Annotated in this window: 17 protein-coding genes and 1 riboswitch; of the genes, 8 read left to right on the top strand and 9 right to left on the bottom strand. The window is 68.8% G+C overall.

Going from position 1 to position 17051, the window contains the following annotated elements:
* Nucleotides 1-53 precede the first annotated feature (53 nt).
* From ACYVJH_RS07675 to ACYVJH_RS07665, 3 genes are read left to right on the top strand one after another with little or no spacing between them, the layout of a single operon-like run.
* Nucleotides 54-521, top strand: coding sequence for a hypothetical protein (locus ACYVJH_RS07675; protein ID WP_460454024.1), 468 nt, complete (start codon nt 54-56; stop codon nt 519-521).
* A gap of 3 nt (nt 522-524) precedes the next feature.
* Nucleotides 525-1205 (top strand): response regulator transcription factor, encoded by a 681-nt coding sequence (locus ACYVJH_RS07670; protein WP_460454023.1) that lies wholly within the window; start codon nt 525-527, stop codon nt 1203-1205.
* A gap of 3 nt (nt 1206-1208) precedes the next feature.
* A complete protein-coding gene (locus tag ACYVJH_RS07665) occupies nt 1209-2489 on the top strand; it encodes a sensor histidine kinase (protein ID WP_460454022.1) in 1281 nt (426 codons plus the stop codon).
* Between the two features lie 34 nt (nt 2490-2523).
* Here ACYVJH_RS07665 and ACYVJH_RS07660 read toward each other — a convergent pair whose 3' ends face one another.
* The 3 genes from ACYVJH_RS07660 to metF all read right to left on the bottom strand — a co-directional run bounded on the left by ACYVJH_RS07660 (nt 2524) and on the right by metF (nt 5027).
* Nucleotides 2524-3435 (bottom strand): branched-chain amino acid transaminase, encoded by a 912-nt coding sequence (locus tag ACYVJH_RS07660; protein WP_460454021.1) that lies wholly within the window; start codon nt 3433-3435, stop codon nt 2524-2526.
* A gap of 62 nt (nt 3436-3497) precedes the next feature.
* A complete protein-coding gene (locus ACYVJH_RS07655) occupies nt 3498-4181 on the bottom strand; it encodes a DUF4124 domain-containing protein (protein ID WP_460454020.1) in 684 nt (227 codons plus the stop codon).
* Between the two features lie 21 nt (nt 4182-4202).
* Nucleotides 4203-5027: a methylenetetrahydrofolate reductase [NAD(P)H] gene (gene metF, locus ACYVJH_RS07650; protein ID WP_460454019.1), complete on the bottom strand. Its 825-nt coding sequence runs from the start codon at nt 5025-5027 to the stop codon at nt 4203-4205.
* 95 nt (nt 5028-5122) lie between these two features.
* Here metF and ACYVJH_RS07645 point away from each other — a divergent pair, with 95 nt between their 5' ends.
* Nucleotides 5123-5677 carry a DUF3228 family protein gene (locus ACYVJH_RS07645; protein ID WP_460454018.1) on the top strand — a complete coding sequence of 185 codons (555 nt, stop codon included), beginning with the start codon at nt 5123-5125 and terminating at the stop codon, nt 5675-5677.
* A gap of 72 nt (nt 5678-5749) precedes the next feature.
* Here ACYVJH_RS07645 and ahcY read toward each other — a convergent pair whose 3' ends face one another.
* Nucleotides 5750-7186, bottom strand: coding sequence for an adenosylhomocysteinase (gene ahcY, locus ACYVJH_RS07640; protein WP_460454017.1), 1437 nt, complete (start codon nt 7184-7186; stop codon nt 5750-5752).
* A 55-nt stretch (nt 7187-7241) separates the two neighbouring features.
* Nucleotides 7242-7330: riboswitch (S-adenosyl-L-homocysteine riboswitch) on the bottom strand.
* A 147-nt stretch (nt 7331-7477) separates the two neighbouring features.
* Complete coding sequence (gene metK / locus ACYVJH_RS07635; protein ID WP_460454016.1) at nt 7478-8692, bottom strand: methionine adenosyltransferase; 1215 nt, start codon at nt 8690-8692, stop codon at nt 7478-7480.
* A gap of 175 nt (nt 8693-8867) precedes the next feature.
* Here metK and ACYVJH_RS07630 point away from each other — a divergent pair, with 175 nt between their 5' ends.
* The 3 genes from ACYVJH_RS07630 to ACYVJH_RS07620 all read left to right on the top strand — a co-directional run bounded on the left by ACYVJH_RS07630 (nt 8868) and on the right by ACYVJH_RS07620 (nt 12161).
* Nucleotides 8868-9467, top strand: coding sequence for an OmpA family protein (locus tag ACYVJH_RS07630; protein WP_460454015.1), 600 nt, complete (start codon nt 8868-8870; stop codon nt 9465-9467).
* Nucleotides 9468-9624: 157 nt separating this feature from the next.
* Nucleotides 9625-11346, top strand: coding sequence for a bifunctional ornithine lipid synthase OlsF (gene olsF, locus ACYVJH_RS07625; protein ID WP_460454014.1), 1722 nt, complete (start codon nt 9625-9627; stop codon nt 11344-11346).
* Nucleotides 11343-12161, top strand: a complete 819-nt coding sequence (locus tag ACYVJH_RS07620) for a UDP-2,3-diacylglucosamine diphosphatase (protein ID WP_460454013.1) — start codon at nt 11343-11345, stop codon at nt 12159-12161. The genes olsF and ACYVJH_RS07620 overlap by 4 nt, the downstream gene beginning before the upstream one ends.
* Here the strand turns inward: ACYVJH_RS07620 and ACYVJH_RS07615 are convergent.
* Nucleotides 12131-12601 (bottom strand): DUF1203 domain-containing protein, encoded by a 471-nt coding sequence (locus ACYVJH_RS07615; protein WP_460454012.1) that lies wholly within the window; start codon nt 12599-12601, stop codon nt 12131-12133. The two genes, ACYVJH_RS07620 and ACYVJH_RS07615, sit on opposite strands and share 31 nt — an antisense overlap.
* Nucleotides 12602-12709: 108 nt before the next feature.
* On the opposite strand from ACYVJH_RS07615, the gene ACYVJH_RS07610 reads away from it, so the two are divergent.
* Nucleotides 12710-13813 (top strand): metal-dependent hydrolase, encoded by a 1104-nt coding sequence (locus ACYVJH_RS07610; protein WP_460454011.1) that lies wholly within the window; start codon nt 12710-12712, stop codon nt 13811-13813.
* On the opposite strand, the gene dusB is transcribed toward ACYVJH_RS07610, so the two are convergent.
* Genes dusB through ACYVJH_RS07595 form a run of 3 tightly spaced genes read right to left on the bottom strand, consistent with a single transcriptional unit; the run spans nt 13759 to nt 17045 of the window.
* The gene (dusB, locus tag ACYVJH_RS07605) at nt 13759-14757 is read right to left on the bottom strand and encodes a tRNA dihydrouridine synthase DusB (RefSeq protein WP_460454010.1); all 999 of its coding nucleotides are present in this window, start codon (nt 14755-14757) and stop codon (nt 13759-13761) included. The two genes, ACYVJH_RS07610 and dusB, sit on opposite strands and share 55 nt — an antisense overlap.
* Nucleotides 14758-14792: 35 nt before the next feature.
* Nucleotides 14793-15749 carry a ribokinase gene (locus ACYVJH_RS07600; protein ID WP_460454009.1) on the bottom strand — a complete coding sequence of 319 codons (957 nt, stop codon included), beginning with the start codon at nt 15747-15749 and terminating at the stop codon, nt 14793-14795.
* Nucleotides 15750-15752: 3 nt separating this feature from the next.
* Nucleotides 15753-17045 (bottom strand): NupC/NupG family nucleoside CNT transporter, encoded by a 1293-nt coding sequence (locus ACYVJH_RS07595; RefSeq protein WP_460454008.1) that lies wholly within the window; start codon nt 17043-17045, stop codon nt 15753-15755.
* Nucleotides 17046-17051 lie beyond the last annotated feature (6 nt).

Here is a 17051-nt window from a genome sequence, read left to right as displayed (position 1 = left end):
GGTAACAATCAAACGCTCATCCGCGAAGAAACACGCCCCGAGGACACCACGCCATGAAAAAGACCCTGATAGCCTTCCTGCTGGCTGCGACACCGGCCTTCGCCTTCGCTGCCCAGGAAGCACACCTGGCCCTTGCAGAAGGTGATTTCGCCGAGCAGCGCGCCGAAATCGAAGAAGACCTGGCCGACGGCAAGACCTACGCCGAGATCAACAGCCGCGACCGCGCCGAAGTGCGCGAAGCGCTTGACCGCATCTCCCGCGAACTCGAGGGCGTTGATTCGGTGGCCGAGCTGGCCGAGCCGGCCAAGGTCACCGTGTTCAACGAACAGGAACGCATCAACACCATCCTGACCCAGGCCAAGGCCGACAGCCAGATGGTCTGCGACCACAGCCGCCCGACGGGCAGCCACCGCAGGGTCACCAAGTGCCGCACCGTGGCCGAGCGCCGCCGCCGCATGGAAGAAGACCAGGACCACCTGCAGCGCAGGATCCAGAACGGCATCGGTCCGGCGAACAACTGACCGATGCGCATCCTGGTCGTAGAAGACAACCGCGACATCGCCGCCAACCTCGGGGATTACCTCGAGGACCGTGGCCACACGGTCGATTACGCCGCCGACGGCGTCACCGGCCTGCACCTCGCGGTCGTCAACGACTTCGATGCCATCGTGCTCGACCTCAACCTGCCGGGCATGGACGGCCTGGAGGTCTGCCGCAAGCTGCGGCAGGAAGGGCGCAAGCAGACCCCGGTGCTGATGCTTACGGCCCGGGACTCGCTGGACAACAAGCTCGAGGGGTTTGATTCCGGAGCCGATGACTACCTGGTCAAACCCTTCGCGCTGCAGGAAGTCGAAGCCCGCCTGGCCGTGCTGGCCCGGCGTGGCAAGGCCGCGCAGCCGCGCGTGCTCAACGTCGCCGACCTCGAATACAACCTCGATACGCTCGAGGTCCGCCGTGGTGGCAAGCTGCTTCAGCTCAATCCGACGGCCCTCAAGATCCTGCAGTCGCTGATGGAATCCTCGCCTTCGGTGGTGACCCGCCAGGAGCTGGAAACCCGCGTCTGGGGCGAGGAACTGCCCGACTCCGATTCCCTGCGCGTGCACATCCATGGCCTGCGGGCTGCCGTGGACAAGCCCTTCGACAAGGCGCTCATCCAGACCCGCCACGGCATCGGTTACCGCATCGCCGATCCCGAAGCGGGCTAGGTCATGCGCTACCGGCGGAGACTCCGCAGCCGGATCATCCTTTCCTTCTTCCTGCTCGGCTTCGGGCTGACGGGGCTGTTTGCCGTGGCCACGGTGCTGCTGCGCGAACAGCTGGAGGACCAGCTGATCGGCGAAGCGCTGCTGGAGAACGTGTCCGACTTCGCCAGCAGCTTCTACGAAAACCCCGAGGGCGGGGAGCTGATCGTCTTCGAGAAGATCAAGGGCAACATGTTCAGCGAACGGCGCTTCGGCAATGTGCCCTTCGAGTGGCGGGACCTGACCGACGGCGTGCACGAACTGACCGAGACCGACGACCGCGGCCGGACGCGGACCTACAAGCTGGCGGTCAAGAAGGACGAGGACTACTGGTTCTTCCTCAGCTATGACATCGCCCAGGAAAGGGCCAGCCAGCAGCAGCTGACCTACGCGCTGATCGGCGTGGTGGCGCTGTTCTCGGTGCTCTCGCTGTTCATCGGCATCTGGTCGTCGAAGCGGGTCATCAGCCCGGTGACGGAACTCGCGAGAAGGCTCGAGGGGCTCGCCGGCCGGGACCGCCCCGAAAAACTGGCGCCGCATTTCGCCCAGGACGAGGTTGGCCAGCTGGCGGCGGCGCTGGACGACTACGCCGAACGCATGACCACCCTGGTCAAGCGCGACCGTGAATTCAATTCCGACGTCAGCCACGAGCTGCGCACGCCGCTGGCGGTGATCAGCGGCGCCACCGAACTGCTGCTGGCCAACCCGGACCTGCCGGAAAAAATGCGCCAGCGCCTGCTGCGCATCGACCGCGCCGCGCTGCAGTGCACCGACCTGACCACGGCGCTGCTGATGCTTTCACGCAACGAGCGCGGCACCGGCCACACGCCGCTGCTGAAACTCTGCCAGCAGCTGGCGGACGCCGCACGCACCCAGCTGGGCGGCAAGCCGCTGGAAGTATTGTGCGAGGGCGACGAAAACGCCCTGGTCGAGGCGCCGGAGGCGGTGCTTTCGGTGGCCATCGGCAACCTGCTGGGCAACGCCTGCAAGTACACCGCCGAAGGTGAAGTGCGCCTGGTGGTCGAGGCCAACCAGGTACGCATCGAGGACACCGGCCCGGGCCTGAGCGAAGAAGACGCAGCGCGCCTGTTCGAACGTGGCTACCGCGGCTCGGGCGCCGGCGGCACCGTCGGCGGCGGCATTGGCCTGTCCATCGTGCGCCGCCTGTGCGAGCTCTACGGCTGGGAAGTGAGCATCGCCCCCCGCCCCGAACACGGCGCCGTGGCGATCCTTCGCTTCGGGCCGTAGCAGGTTCTTGCCGCGTGAGTCCGCGGCAAAAAAATCAAACCTTCTCGAGCCAGCCGTGTTTGTCCGGCGTGGCGCCGTCGAAGAGGCCGAAGAACAGATCCTGGATGCGGCGGGTCACCGGGCCGGGTTTGCCGGTGCCGACCGGGCGGCCGTCGACGCTGCGGATGGGCGTGATTTCCGCCGCGGTGCCGCACATGAAAAGTTCGTCGCACAGGTAGAGGTATTCGCGCGGCATGTCGCGTTCGACCACTTCCAGGCCCGCTTCGCGCGCCAGCACCATGATCGAATCGCGGGTGATGCCGTTGAGCAGCGCCGCACTGACCGGCGTCGTGTGCAGCGCGCCCTTGAAGACCAGGAACAGGTTTTCGCCGGCACCTTCGCTGAGCAGGCCGGTCGAGGCCAGCGCAATGCCTTCGCCAAAGCCCAGCCGCCGCGCCTCACGCGCCACCAGCTGGCCCGACAGGTAGTTGCCGCCGGCCTTGGCGCCGGCCGGGATGGTGTTGGGCGCGAAGCGCTGCCAGCTCGACACGCAGGCGTCGATGCCGGCTTCCAGCACGTCCGGACCCAGGTAGGGGCCCATGTGCCAGGCCGCGATGGCGACGTCCACCGGCGTTTCCGCCGACAGGCCAAAACCGCCCAGGCCGCGGTAGGCGATCGGGCGCAGGTAGGCGCGTTCCAGGCCGTTGGCGCGGATGACGTCGCGGCAGCCCTTGGCCAGGGCTTCGATGTCGTAGGGCACCGGCATGTCGTAGATCCTCGCCGAGGCGTACAGGCGCTGCAGGTGGTCGGTGAGCCGGAAGATCGCCTGGCCCTGCGGCGTGGCGTAGCTGCGGATGCCCTCGAACACCGAGCTGCCGTAGTGCAGGCCGTGGGCCATCACGTGCACGGTGGCCTCGGCCCAGGGTTTGACCTGGCCGTTGTGCCAGATGTGTTCGGGGTAGTTCATGCGCGTCGGGCTCCGTGGCGAAGCCGGCATTCTAGCCTTGGCGCGGCGCGGGCGGGATGTGCCTAGAGCTCTATCCACCAGCAGCCGGCATGCCGGCGCAGCAGGAAGTCGGTGCGTGCCGAGCCCGGGTCCGAAGCGCTGCTGGCCTGCTCGACGCGCAGCGCGCTGGGGCGGGTCCGGCGGGAGGGTGCGGGGGTGCGGCCGTCCTCGCTGCCGTCCGCGCGGCTCATCGGGTAGTCGGATTGCCGCGGTGCGGTCGCGGGGTCCTGGGGCAGTGCGGGCACAGGGCCGCCCGACGGACCGTAGTCGAAGTCATCAGGCAGCGTCGGCGCCGGTCCCGGATAGACGAAGTTGATCGCCACCAGCGGTCGCCGGGCGATGGCCTCGAGTTCGTCCATCAGGTAGCGGCCGCCGCGGGCGCTGGTTCCGGTCCAGTGGTAGTGCGTGGCCAGGCGGTTCACGTCGCCCGATTCCAGCGCGCCGCGGACCCCCATCAACAGGGACTCGATGCTGCGGGCACAGCCCGCGCGCACGGTGCCGGTTCCGGTGGTGAACCCCTGGGCGCTGGCCGCCGCCGGCTGGGTGGGCGCCTGGCGCGCCACCGCCCCTTCGGAGTGGCAGGGCTGGTCGCTGTAGACACTGCGGCCGTCCGCACCCACGCAGCGGTTCACCGTCTGTGCGTGCACGCCGGCGGGCAGGACCAGCAGGGTGGCGACAAACAGCAGGAAAGCGGCAACGCGGGACATGCCGCGGAGCCTAGCGCCTTGTCAGCCCAGGCGCGACAACACGGCTTCGGTCGGCCGGGCAAGGTTCAGCGTGTAGAAATGTAGTTCAGGCGCGCCACCGGCGAGCAGCCGTCGGCACATCGCCGCCACGGCGTCGGCGGCGAATTCCCGGATGCTGTCGGCGTCGTCGCCGTAGGCCTGCATGCGCTTGGCCATCCAGCGCGGGATTTCGGCACCGCAGGCTTCTGAGAAGCGCCGCAGCTGGCTGAAGTTCGAGATCGGCATGATGCCGGGGATGATGGGGATGGTGATGCCGGCCGCGCGCATGTCGTCCACGAAGCGGAAGTAGGCGTCGGCATTGAAGAAGTACTGGGTGATCGCCGAATCGGCACCGGCGGCCACCTTGGCCTGGAAGTTGCGCAGGTCGGCCAGTGCATCTTCGGCCTGGGGGTGGGTTTCCGGGTAACAGCCGACCTCGATGCGGAAATGGTCGCCGTGGGTTTCCCGGATGAAGGCAACCAGGTCTGCCGCGTAGCGGAAGTCGCCGGCCCGGGCCATGCCCGAGGGCAGGTCGCCGCGCAGGGCGACGATGCGGGTGCAGCCCATGGCCCTGTAGGTGTCGAGCAGTTCGCCCAGCTCGGCGCGGGTGCCGCCCATGCAGCTCAGGTGGGGCACGGCGTCGAGCCCGTGGTCGGCGCGCAGGCCGCGCACGGTTTCCGGGGTGTAGCTCAGCGTCGAACCGCCGGCGCCGAAGGTGACCGAAACGAACTCCGGCGCCCGCGGCTTGAGCTTGCGCACCGTGCGCTCGAGCTGGGCGCGCTGCTCGTCGTTCTTGGGCGGGTAGAACTCCAGGCTGATCGTGGTCATGCGGGCGGATTCGGAGGGAACTGGCCCGACTATATCCTTTCATCCGGATGAAAGGAAACCTCAACTTGGGCGTGCTTTTCCCCGACAATCCGCGCATGAGCATCGAAATGACCGACTTCGCCCGCCGCCGCCTGTTTCCCGGCGACGGCCGCCGCACCGCCATCCAGGACATCAGCGCCGAAGCCTTCGTGGAACGGCTCAACAGCGAGGCCCCGGAGGCCGTGCTGCCCGGCTACGCGCCCTTCTGCCAGCTGCACGTGTTTCGCAACTGGACCTCGACCCGCTGTTCGGCCATTCCCATCACGCCGGAAAACCGCCAACTGCTGTGCAGCGCCTATGAAGCCCGTACTCCGGCCGAACTGCCGGTGCTGGTGCGCTGGTTCGAAGGCCTGGAGCCGCCGGTGGCCAATTACCTGGTGCCGATCCTCTACGACCGCGAACAGCTGGCGAAGGAGGGCACGGCCATCGAGGCCGACTGGGGCATCGTCGGCTGCCTGTACACCATGGAGCCCGCCGAGATCCCGATGGTGCCCATCACCATGCTGCGCAACGCGCTGGGCGTGGAGGAGGGCGGCAGCGGCGTGCCGATCGACCGGGAGGCCTACAAGCGCGCCGTTGCCTTCTGGGGCGAGCACGCCAACTGGCGCTGACCAAAAAGAAACGGGCGCCCTGCGGCGCCCGTTCCAAAGACCACTGCAGGAGCGCCTTCAGGCGCGAACCCCTTAGTAGCGGTAATGCTCCGGCTTGTACGGACCTTCCTTCGCCACGCCCAGGTAATCGGCCTGTTCGGTGGTCAGGGTGGTCAGCTTCACGCCGATCTTTTCCAGGTGCAGGCGGGCCACTTCCTCGTCCAGCTTCTTGGGCAGGATGTAGACCTTGGCCTCGTAGCTGTCCTTCTTCTCCCACAGGTCGATCTGCGCGAGCGTCTGGTTGGCGAAGGAGTTGGACATGACGAAGCTGGGGTGGCCGGTGGCGCAGCCCAGGTTCACCAGGCGGCCCTCGGCCAGCAGGAAGATCGAGTTGCCGTTGTCGAAGGTGAACTTGTCGACCTGCGGCTTGATGTTGGTCTTCTTGGCGCCCGAGTTGTAGAGGGCGTCGACCTGGATCTCGTTGTCGAAGTGGCCGATGTTGCAGACGATGGCCTGGTCCTTCATGCCCTTCATGTGCTCGAGGGTCAGCACGTCCTTGTTGCCGGTGGTGGTGACGTAGATGTCGCCGCGGCCCAGGGTGGATTCAACCGTGTTGACCTCGAAGCCTTCCATCGACGCCTGCAGGGCGCAGATCGGATCGATCTCGGTGACCACGACGCGGGCGCCGTAGGCACGCAGCGAAGCAGCGGAACCCTTGCCGACGTCGCCGTAACCGCAGACCACGGCGACCTTGCCGGCCAGCATCACGTCCAGCGCGCGCTTGAGGCCGTCGGCCAGCGACTCGCGGCAGCCGTAGAGGTTGTCGAACTTGGACTTGGTGACCGAGTCGTTGACGTTGATCGCCGGGATCAGCAGCTTGCCCTGTTCGGCCAGCTGGTAGAGGCGGTGCACGCCGGTGGTGGTTTCTTCCGAAACACCCTTCCAGTCCTTGACCACGGTGGTCCAGAAACCCGGGCGCTCGCGGGCAACACGCTTGAGCAGGTTCTTGATCACCTGTTCTTCGTGGCTGGCGCCGGGGCTGTTGACCCAGCTGTCGTCACCCTTCTCGAGCTCGTAGCCCTTGTGGATGAGCAGGGTGACGTCGCCGCCGTCGTCCACGACCAGCTGCGGGCCGAGGAAGCCGCCCTTGCCGTCCGGGAAGGACAGGGCCTCGAGCGTGCAGTCCCAATACTCTTCCAGCGTTTCGCCCTTCCAGGCGAAGACCGGGGTGCCGGTCTTGGCGATGGCCGCGGCGGCGTGGTCCTGGGTGGAGAAGATGTTGCAGGACGCCCAGCGCACGTCGGCGCCGATGTCCTTGAGGGTTTCGATCAGCACGGCCGTCTGGATGGTCATGTGCAGCGAGCCGGTGACGCGCACGCCCTTCAGGGGGGCGGCCTTGGCATGCTTGCGGCGGATGGACATCAGGCCCGGCATTTCGTGCTCGGCGATGTCGATTTCCTTGCGGCCCCAATCGGCCAGGGACAGGTCGGCGACCTTGAAGTCGTGCTTGAGGGGAGTGACAGCGTTCATAGGTAAAGCTCCGTCGGTGGGCGACGCCGGCCGGGCAGGGGCCTCGGGGGTCGCTCGTTAACGGGCGCGGTTGAACTTGGAACCTTCGCCGAGCCTGATCCCTTGCCCCCTTGCGGGGCCGGGCTTGCAGCGCCCCTCGGCGGGGTGGGCCCCTGGGGGCCGGCGGGCATTATATCGCTGTCTCGCGATGGGGGGATGAATGCCTGTCCCGCGGAAATGAAAACGGGCCGCTTTCGCGGCCCGTTCCCCTCTCCCAAGCCCTCTCCCGCAAGGAGTGAGGGTACAGAGGCCTTACTTCTTGAGCCCGGCGGACTTGCGCAGCGCATCGGCCCGGTCGGTCTTTTCCCACGAGAACGCCGTGGCGGTGTGCTTCTTGCCCTTGGCGTCGGTGTAGGTGATCTGCTTGGGCTTGCGGCCGAAGTGGCCGTAGGCCGCGGTGAGGCGGTAGATCGGGTGCAGCAGGTCGAGCATCTTCATGATGCCGTAGGGACGCAGGTCGAAGTGCTGGCGGATCAGCTTCTCGATCTTCTCGTCGCTGATCTTGCCGGTGCCGAAGGTGGTGACCGAAATCGAGGTCGGCTCGGCAACACCAATCGCGTAGGAAACCTGCACTTCGCACTTGTCGGCCAGGCCGGCGGCGACCACGTTCTTGGCGACGTAACGCGCGGCGTAGGCGGCCGAACGGTCGACCTTGGACGGGTCCTTTCCGCTGAACGCGCCGCCGCCGTGGCGGGCCATGCCGCCGTAGGTGTCGACGATGATCTTGCGGCCGGTCAGGCCGGCGTCGCCCACCGGGCCGCCGATCTCGAACTTGCCGGTCGGGTTGATGTGGATCTTCGACTTCGGCAGCGCCTTGAGCCACGCCTTGGGCAGCACCGGCTCGAGGATGTGCTTCATCACGCCCGCGACCAGGTCCTTCTGCTTCACGCCCGGGTCGTGCTGGGTGGAAAGCACCACGGCGTCGAGGCCGACGATCTTGTTGCCGTCGTAGCGCAGGGTCACCTGGCTCTTGGCGTCCGGGCGCAGCCACTTGAGCTTGCCGGACTTGCGCACCTTGGCCTGCTGTTCGACCAGGCGGTGGGCGTAGTAGATCGGGGCCGGCATGTATTCCGGCGCCTCGTTGCAGGCGTAGCCGAACATCAGGCCCTGGTCGCCGGCGCCCTGTTCCTCGGGCTTCTTGCGGTCCACGCCCTGGGCGATGTGCGGCGACTGCTTGCCGATCATGTTGACGATGGCGCAGGTGTGGCCGTCGAAGCCGACGTTCGAGTTGTCGTAGCCGATGTCGTTGATCACCTTGCGGGTGATCTCCTCGATGTCCACCCAGGCGTTGGTGGTGATCTCGCCGGCGACGATGGCGGCGCCGGTCTTCACCAGGGTTTCGCAGGCGACGCGCGCGTTCGGATCCTGGGCGAGGATCGCGTCCAGAACCGCATCGGAGATCTGGTCGGCGAGCTTGTCCGGGTGGCCTTCGGAAACCGACTCGGAGGTGAAGAGGTAGCTGGACATTCGGTCTTATATCCTTTGATTGCGATGAAAGGATGGGTGAAGGGGCGAAATAATACACGCCCCGGCCCCGGGGTGCATCCTGCCGCCCGGCCCGTTTCCGCGGCGTTAAGCCCCGGCCCGCGACCAGGCGTTAGGGTCTTAGCTGCCATTTCCGGCCACATGAGGAATCCCCCGCATGCGAATTTCGACCCCGTCCCTGACCCGTTCCCTTCGTCCCCTGGTCGCCGCCTTTGCCGTAGCCGGCCTCGTCGGCTGTGCCAGCTACGTCAAGCGCGACGAATTCGACGCCACCGTCGCCGAGCTGCGCGCCGCCGACCAGGCCCAGAACCAGCGCCTGGACCAGCTGCAGGCCACCATGGAAGAGCGTTTTGGCCAGTACGACGCCCGGTTCGCCCAGTTCGAGGGCCGGCTGCACGTCGAGACCACCGCCCACTTCGCCTACGGCAAGGCCCAGGTCCGCGAGGCCGACAAGCCGATGCTGGCCGACTTCGCCAAGACCCTCGCCGAACACCACGACGGCGTCGTCGTGACGGTGGAAGGCTTCACCGACCCGGCTGGTTCGGCCAGCTACAACCAGCGCCTGGGCCAGCGCCGCGCAGATGCCGTGCGTGACTTCCTGGTCAGCCAGGGCCTGGCCGCCGACCAGGTCCGCGCCGTCAGCTACGGCGAAGCCAACAACCGCCAGATCCGTCCGGGCGCCTGGGGCGACGATGGCCTGGCCAATCGCCGCGTGGCCCTGGTGATCGACTTCGTCGAGGCCGTCGCCGCGCGCTGAGGCCGCATCAACATGCAACACCGACAGGCCGGGCCCCGTGCCCGGCCTGTCCGTTTCCGGGCGGCGGCGCTGTCATGGTCCTGACGCCTACGGGTAACCGCCCTGCAAGCCGGTCGGCCCAAGCTGCGCGGCAATCCTCCCCGCCCCCGGATGCCGCATGCTTGATCTTCAGCGCCAGCTGGCCCAGCGCCACCCCCGCTGGTTCAAGGGCCCGCACGCCCGCCTGGTGAAACCGCTGCTGGGCAAGGTGCACCGGGCCACGCGCCTGGGCGAAGCCCGCGACTTCCTGGAAACCCACGGCCACCTCGGCGGCCTGGCCTTCGTCGAGGCGGCCTTGCGCTACCTGGACGTGCGCTACACCGTCGACCAGGTGGAGCGCGAGCGCATCCCGGAAACCGGCCGCCTGCTGGTGGTCGCCAACCACCCCAGCGGCGCGCTCGACGCGCTGGCGTTGCTGCATCTGGTCGGCAGCGTGCGCCGCGACGTGCGCGTGGTCGCCAACGACCTTCTGGGCGCGGTGTCACCGCTGCGCGACCTGCTGCTGCCGGTGCGCATCGTCGGCGGCCGGCCCACGCCGGAGTCGCTGCGCGCGGTGGAGGCGGCGCTGGAGCAGGAACAGTGCGTCATCGTCTTCCCGGCCGGCGAAGTATCGCGCCTGGGCTGGCGCGGCGTGCGCGACGGCCGCTGGCGCCGGGGCTTCCTGCGTTTCGCCCGCAGCGCCGCCGCGCCGGTGCTGCCGGTGCAGGTGCAGGCGCGCAACTCGATGCTGTTCTACGGTGTGTCGGCGCTGTACCGCCCGGCCGGCATGCTGATGCTGGCACGCGAGGTGTTCGCCCGCCGCGGCAGCCGCATCGGCCTGCGCATCGGCCACGCCCGCCGCATCGCCGCCGACGAACCAGACCGCCGGGTGATCAAGGCCGTGCGCCGGGCGCTGGGCGCCATTGGCTCGCGGCGCGAGGCCCGGCCGGAGGGCCCGCAGCCGCTGGCCCACGCCGTCGACCGCCGCCTGCTGGTGCGCGAACTCTCGCGGCTGCCGCTGCTCGGACGCACGCCCGACGGCAAGCGCATCCACGCAGGCCCGCTGGACGCCGACTCGCCCTTGCTGCGGGAAATCGGCCGCCTGCGCGAACTCACCTTCCGCGCGGCGGGCGAGGGCACCGGCATGCGCCTGGACCTGGACGCCTACGACACCTGGTATGACCACATCGTGCTGTGGGATTCGGTGGCGCTGGAAATCGCCGGTGGTTACCGCGTCGCGCCCTGCGAGCGCGTGTTCGCCGAGCGCGGCCTGGCAGGCCTGTATTCCGCGTCCTTGTTCACCTACCCCTGCCACCTGCTGCCGCGGCTGGTGCAGGGCATGGAGCTGGGCCGCAGTTTCGTCGCGCCGGGTTACCAGGGCAGCCGCAGCCTCGATTACCTGTGGCTGGGCATCGGCGCCTACCTGCGCCACCAGCCTGGCGTGCGTTACCTGTTCGGACCGGTGTCGATGAGCGCCGAGCTGCCGCTGGCGGCGCGCGAGCAGATGGTGGGCTATTACGCGCGCTATTTCGGCGACGATGGCCAGGGTGTGGCGGCGAACAGGCCATTCCGTTTCGCCGCGGCGCCGCCGGACTTCGGAGACCTGGGCATGGACGACGCCTTCCGCCTGCTCAAGGCCAACCTGGGCGCGCTCGGCGCGCGGGTGCCGACGCTGTTCAAGCAGTACACGGAACTTTGCGAACCCGGCGGGGCGCGCTTCCTGGCCTTCGGCGTCGACCCGGACTTCAACCACGCGGTGGACGGGCTGATCGAACTCGACCTCACCCGCGTGCGGCCGCGCAAGCGCGACCGCTACCTGGCTGGCCCCGCGCCGGCCGTGGCCGGGCCGGAGGCGGCGTGAGCGCCGCGACGGCCCAGCGTCACCGGGCCGTCTTCGTTTCCGACGTGCACCTGGGCTCCGCCCACTGCCATGCGGCCGAGCTGGCGGATTTCCTGGAAGCCCTGCACACGCGCAAGCTCTACCTGGTGGGCGACATCGTCGACCTGTGGTGGCTGGCCGAACGACGGGCGGCCTGGGGGCCACACCAGCGCCGGGTGGTCGAAGCCCTGCATGCCCTGGCGCGCGGTGGCACCGAACTGGTGTACGTGCCCGGCAACCACGACCGCCCGATCCGCAATTTCTGCGGCCTGGCGCTGCCCAACATGCGCCTGCGCCGGCGCACCATCCACACCACCGCCGATGGCCGTCGCCTGCTGGTGACCCACGGCGACGACTACGACGCGCTCACCCAGTTCGGCAACCTGCAGGAACGCTTCGGCGACTGGCTGTACGAACGCATCCTGGCCGGCAACCGGCTCACCAACCGGGTGCGCCGCCGCCTGGGCCTGCGCTACTGGTCGCTGGCCGATTTCCTCAAGTCAAAAAGCGGCGCCGCCGAACGCTACATCGCCCGCTTCGTGCAGGCCGGCCTGGATGACGCCGGCCGCCGCGGCCTGGACGGCATCGTCTGCGGGCACATCCACCGCGCCGGCCTGTTCGAATGCCAGGGCCTGGTTTATGCCAACGACGGCGACTGGGTCGAAAGCCTCACCGCGCTGGCTGAAGAACCCGACGGCAGCCTGGTGTTGCTGCGCCACGACGGTGGCGAACTGGTACGGCTGCCGGCGCGTCGCCGGCCGGTGCTTCAGGCCGCACGCCCCAGCCACGCCGCGTAACAGCCCATCGCGGCGTAATGCGCGTGCAGGTAGGCCACCTCGTCGCGGGCCAGGAGCGTGCGCGCGGCGTCCAGCACGTCGGTGCCGGGCGTCAGCGTGGCGCCCAGCAGCCAGCCCCCGGCATTGAAGGCCCTCAAGGACAGCGTGCGGCGGGCCAGGGCCGGCGGCACGGTATTGACGGCATCGAAGGCCTGGTTGGCGGCCAGGCGCACGTAGATGGCGTGGCTGGCGCGGAAGGGCGTGGCGGCGTCCTGGTGCTGGAAGTTGGCCAGCACCACGGTCTCCCCGGGCAACGCGTCGTCCAGGCTGACGCGGCAGGGAAAACCGGGGTGGCTGTCGACCGTGCGCACCGTGGCCAGGCGCTCGGCCTGGTCCTCCGTCGGCAGGTGGGCCAGGGCGTGGAAGGGCGCGGCGTCGAGGCCGCGGATACGGATGTCCATGGCGTTCTCCAGGGTGGGTGGCGGCAAGTTAGGGCGCCGCCGCCCGGCGCGCTATCCGCTTCTTGCACCTCACGTCGCCACGACCCGGCCAGCGGTTAGCATCCGGCCATGGATTCCATCACCCAGATCGTCCTGGGCGCCGCGATCGCCGGCGCCATCGCCCCGGCCCGGCATCGCCGCGCCGCCCTGGCCGCCGGCGCGGCGCTGGGCACCCTGCCGGACCTCGACTCGCTGCCGATGTGGTTCATGGGCCTGGACCCGGTGACCAACATGACCTGGCACCGCGGGCCTTCGCATTCGCTGCTGGTGCTGGTGCCGCTGGCGGCCTTGCTGTGGTGGTTCTTCAAGCGCACGGGCGGCCGCGTGGCCGAGGCGCCGACCCGCTGGTACTGGGCGATCACGCTGGCGCTGGTGACGCACCCGCTGCTGGATGCCTTCACCGTGTATGGCACCCAGCTCTGGTGGCCTTTGCCGTCGTCGCCGGCGATGTGGTCGAGCGTATTCATCATCGACCCGCTGTACACGCTGCCGCTGCTGCTCGGCTGCCTGGTCGCGCTGGTGCGCGGCTGGCGGCCGTCGGCGCAGAAGGCGCTGGTGGTCGCGCTCGCGTTGAGCAGTGTTTACCTGGGCTGGTCGCTGATGGCCAAGGCCATGGTCGATCGCGCAGCCGGGCGCACGCTGGCGACCCAGGGCCTGCAGGATGCGCCGCGGTTTTCGGTGCCCATGCCCTTCAACACGCTGCTGTGGCGCGTGGTGGTGATGACGCCGGATGGTTTCCTCGAAGGCGAGCGTTCGCTGGTCGCGGACGAGGGGCCGATGCTGTTCCGGGCCTATGCCTCGGACACCCAGGCGCTGGAGGAAGCCCGGACGCTGCCGGTGGTGCGTCGGCTGCTGTGGTTCAACCAGGGCTTCATGAAAGCGGAAGTGCGCGGGCAGCGGCTGGTGCTGTCGGACCTGCGCATGGGCGCGGAGCCGGACTACAGCTTCCGTTTCGTGGTGGCCGAACGCGACGGCGCCGGCTGGCGCGCCTACGGGCCCGAGCAGGCGCAGTGGCCCTGGGAGGCGCGGCGGCGCCTGTCTTCCATGTGGGACCGCATCTGGACCCGGCCACCCGGGGAGCTGCAGGACATCTCGGCCGGCGCCAGGGTGATGCCGGCTCAGGCCGCGGCGGCGAATTCCGGCGAGACGCCGGCCACCAGCGCGTCGAAATAGTCGCGGGTCAGGCGCAGCTGGTCGGACGGGGTAGTGGCGCGATTGACCACGCCGCGGAAGGCGGCGTTTTCGGGGCGGTCCTTGGCATACCAGCCAAGGTGCTTGCGTGCGATGCGCACCCCCGATTCTTCCCCGTAGAAGGCGTGCAGGTGTTCGAGGTGCGCAAGCAGGATGTCGCGCACTTCGGCCACGCCCGGCTCGGCCAGCAATTCGCCGGTGGCGAGGTAATGCGCCACCTCGCGGAAGATCCAGGGCCGGCCCTGGGCCGCGCGGCCGATCATCACCGCATCGGCACCGGTATGGCGCAGCACGAAGGCGGCCTTCTGCGGCGAATCGATGTCGCCGTTGGCCAGCACCGGGATGGCCAGCGCGGCCTTCACCGCGGCGATGGTGTCGTACTCGGCGACGCCGGTGTATTGCTGGTCGCGGGTGCGGCCATGCACGGCCAGTGCGGCGATGCCGCTGTCCTGCGCGATGCGGGCGATGGCCAGCGCGTTTTTCTGCTCGGCGGCCCAGCCGGTCCGGATCTTCAGCGTCACCGGCACCGCAACCGCGGCCACCACCGCCGACAGGATGCGACCCACCAGCGCCTCGTCGCGCATCAGCGCCGATCCGGCCCAGGCATTGCAGACCTTCTTGGCCGGGCAACCCATGTTGATGTCGATGATCTGCGCGCCGTTGTCGACGTTGTGGCGGGCCGCTTCGGCCATCACTTCAGGCACGGTGCCGGCGATCTGCACGCTGATCGGGTCGGGTTCGCCGGCGTGGTCGGTGCGGTGCAGCGACTTGGCCGTCTTCCACAGGCGCGGATCGGATGTCGTCATTTCCGACACGCACAGCCCCGCGCCCAGCTGCTTGCAGAGCATCCGGAACGGCTTGTCGGTGACGCCGGCCATCGGGGCCAGCACCACGCGCGGATTCAGGGCGTAGGGGCCAATGTGCATGGGGCGGCATTCTAGCCGCCCGCTGCGGGGCCTGCTCAGCCGGCCAGGTCGTCGCGGCGGGGCATGGCCAGGGCGGCGCCGTGGCGTTCGGTGGATCGGGCGGCGTAGCGCCCGGCAAAGGCGACGCTGTCTCGGAAGGGCGCGTCGGGCTTCGCCGCCAGCGCCGCCGCCAGCGCGCCGCTGAAGGCGTCGCCGGCGCCGGTGGTGTCCACCGGCTGGGCCGGGTGGGCCGGCGCGCGGTAGGCGTGGTCGTGGTCGCCCCGTTGCTTGCCCGGCGGATGGGAGACGAAGGCGCCGTGTCCGCCCAGGGTGATCACCCAGGTGGCGGGATGCAGGGACTGGCACAAGGCGTGCAATGTGTCGTCGGCCAGGGCGTGCAGCGTGTCGGCGTCCACCGTCTTGTCCGCGTGGCGGGAAAGCAGCGCGGCAAACTCCGTCTCGTTCGGGGTGAGGATGTCGGCCAGCGCAACCAGCGCCGGACTGGTCGGCGCATTGGCCGGCGCCGGGTTCAGCACCGTGGTGGCACCGCTGTCGCGCGCGAGCGCAAGGGCCTCGAGCACGGCTTCGGGGGCGACCTCGAGCTGGGCCAGCACCACGTCGGCACCGGCGAACGCAGGACGCGCCGCGCGCACATAGGCCGGCGACAGCGCACCGTTGGCACCGGGGGCAACGGTGATGACGTTCCGGCCCGCCGCATCCACGAAGATGCCGGCGGTGCCCGATGGCAGTGCCGGGTGCACTTCGGCAAGCAGTTCGATGTTTTCGTCGTCGGCAAGTGCGCGTGCGCTGTCCGCGGCGGCGTCTTCACCCAGTGCGGTCAGGAAACCCGTGCGGGCCCCGGCACGTGATGCCGCGACGGCCTGGTTGAAGCCCTTGCCGCCGGGCCCGCTGGCGTAGGTGCCCAGGCGCGTGGCGCCCGGCGCGGGCAGTTGGTCGGCGGTCCAGACGTGGTCCTGGTTGTACGAACCGACCACCAGCACCACGCCCGGCATGGCTCAGGCACCCAGCGAGGTCAGCACGCCGGCGATGGTGGCGGTCATGAAGGTGGCCAGGGTGCCGCCCAGCACGGCGCGCAGGCCGAAGCGGGCCAGGTCCTGGCGGCGTTCCGGGGCCAGGCCGCCGATGCCGCCGATCTGGATGGCGATCGAGCTGAAGTTGGCGAAGCCGCACAGCGCGTAGGTGGCGATCAGCCGGCCCTTCTCGGTGAGCTCCACGCCTTCGACGCGGCCATTGACGATTTCCGCCAGCTGCAGGTAGGCGACGAATTCGTTGATCACGATCTTCTGGCCGATCAGCGAGCCCACGGTGGTGGCGTCCTGCCAGGGCACGCCGATCACCCAGGCGATGGGCGCCAGCAGGTAACCGAACAGCGTGGCCAGGTCGGTCGGCCGACCCAGCGCCTCGGCGGCGCCGGTGACGTCGCCGATCCAGGTCAGTGGCCAGTTGATCATGGCGATGAGCGCGATGAAGGCCAGCAGCATCGCGCCGATGTTGAGCGCCAGGCGCAGGCCGTCGGAGGCGCCCGCCGCGGCGGCGTCGATGATGTTGCTGGTGGTCTTTTCGACCTCCATCTTCACGGTGCCGCGGGTGAGCGGGTTGCCGGTTTCCGGGATCAGCAGCTTGGCGATCACCAGGGTCGCCGGCGCCGCCATGATCGACGCGGCCAGCAGGTGCTTGGCGTAATACGCACCCTGCACGGGGTCGCCGGCGCCCAGCATGCCGACGTAGGCCGCCAGCACGCCGCCGGCGATATGCGCCATGCCGCCGATCATCATCGTGATCAGCTCCGATTCGGTCATGCGCGAAATGTAGGGGCGCACCGTCAGCGGCGCCTCGGTCTGGCCGATGAAGACGCTGGCGCAGACGCTGGTGGTTTCCGCGCCGGAAACGCGCATCACCTTGGTGATGGCCCAGGCCATGATCCGCACGATGAACTGCATCACGCCCAGGTGGTAGAGCACGCCCATCAGCGCGGCGAAGAAGATGATGGTCGGCAGCACCTGGAAGGCGAAGATGAACCCGTAGGTTTCGGTGTCCATCAGGTTGCCGAAGATGAAGGTCGAGCCGGCCTTCACGAATTCGAGCAGGTCGACGAAGCGGTTGCCCAGCCAGTCGAAGACCTCGCGGCCGCCGGGCACCAGCAGCACCAGCGCGGCGAAGGCGATCTGCAGGGTGATGCCGGTCAGTACCAGGCGCCAGTCCACGGCCCGCTTGTTGTTGGAGAAGAGCCAGGCGATGCCGATCAGGACCGACAGCCCGAACAGGCCAAAGAAAATGCTGGATACCATGGGAGG

The organism is Arenimonas aestuarii, assembly GCF_054781715.1.
Note: the sequence above shows the minus strand (reverse complement) of the source record. Positions and strands in the feature narration are given on the sequence as shown.